The organism is Phocaeicola intestinalis, assembly GCF_014837065.1.
Lineage (GTDB): Bacteria > Bacteroidota > Bacteroidia > Bacteroidales > Bacteroidaceae > Phocaeicola > Phocaeicola intestinalis.
In genome coordinates this window covers 1-1108 of the sequence record NZ_JACSPP010000134.1, presented here as the reverse complement: position 1 = coordinate 1108, position 1108 = coordinate 1, and the positions used below count along the sequence as shown (strand labels likewise).

The 1108-nt window shown below is 47.7% G+C and carries 2 protein-coding genes; both read left to right on the top strand.

Going from position 1 to position 1108, the window contains the following annotated elements; all coding sequences use genetic code 11:
* Nucleotides 1–75: 75 nt before the first annotated feature.
* Nucleotides 76–492, top strand: a complete 417-nt coding sequence (locus tag H9625_RS17880) for a helix-turn-helix domain-containing protein (RefSeq protein WP_225226499.1) — start codon at nucleotides 76–78, stop codon at nucleotides 490–492.
* On the top strand, nucleotides 408–1091 hold the full coding sequence (locus H9625_RS17360; protein WP_225226500.1) for an IS630 family transposase: 684 nt from the start codon (nucleotides 408–410) through the stop codon (nucleotides 1089–1091). The genes H9625_RS17880 and H9625_RS17360 overlap by 85 nt, the downstream gene beginning before the upstream one ends.
* Nucleotides 1092–1108: the final 17 nt, after the last annotated feature.

The following is a 1108-nucleotide window of genomic DNA, read 5'->3' as shown; positions in this document are numbered from 1 at the left end:
ATAAGTAGATGTTCATAATTAGTTTATATCATATAGATTTGCTACCTTTGCCTCATAATCCTCAAAGCTACCTCTATGGGCAAAGTCAAATCAATCAGATTAAAGGACTCCGAACGGTTGTCCTTGGAGGCAGGCTTCCGAAATGGTTCGAGCCATTGCTTCCGGATGCGCTGCCGTGCCGTACTGCTCAAATCAGCAGGTTTTTCAAGCAAGGCCATAGGTTTGCAGACAGAAATGTCGCATGTGTCCGTCAACTTTTGGGTAAAACGTTTTTTAACGGAAGGCATCAACGGCCTACAGACCCGCCCCGGCCGTGGCCGCAAACCTATCATGGACTGTACGGACGAGGAAGTTGTCCGCAAAGCCATCGAACAGGACAGACAGAGCGTGAGCAAAGCCAGGGAAGCCTGGCAGAAAGCCACGGGCAAGGAAGCGAGCGACCTGACGTTCAAGCGTTTTTTATCAGCATTGGCGCAAGATATAAGCGAATAAGGAAACGCCCAAGGGGAGTACCCTCGCCGCAACTCTATGCGTATAAGACCGAGAAGTTGCAAGAACTTGAACAGCTGAACAGAGACGGCAAAATAGACCTCTATTATGCCGATGAAAGTCATGTATGCACCGAAGGCTATGTGCCTTACGGCTGGCAATTCCGTGACGAAGATGTGTATATCCCTTCCCAAAAGGCACAAAGAGTCAACATCTTCGGCATGATAGACCGGAACAACCGCTATCATGGATTCACCACGACTGAAAGCATTGATGCGGACAAAATCGTTGAGTACCTCGATGGCTTTTCCTTGCGCATAAAAAGAGATACGTTCATCGTGCTTGACAATGCGAGCGTACATCGGAACAAGAAAGTACGGGAACTGAGAGTGCTGTGGGAGAAACGTGGGCTTTTCCTCTTTTACCTTCCGCCGTATTCCCCTCACCTGAACCTTGCGGAAACCTTGTGGAGGATAATGAAGACCAAATGGATCAGACCGCAGGACTATGCAAGTAGCGACAATCTCTTTTACACCGTCAATAGGGCATTGGCGGCTGTCGGGGATACCTTGGGAATTAAACTTAAACATAATGCTGCTTAATTTTGATTAGTTACTTA

Coding starts and splice junctions, on each gene's coding strand:
- H9625_RS17880 (WP_225226499.1), top strand. CDS start 76: ATGGGCAAAGTCAAATCAATCAGATTAAAGGACTCCGAACGGTTGTCC.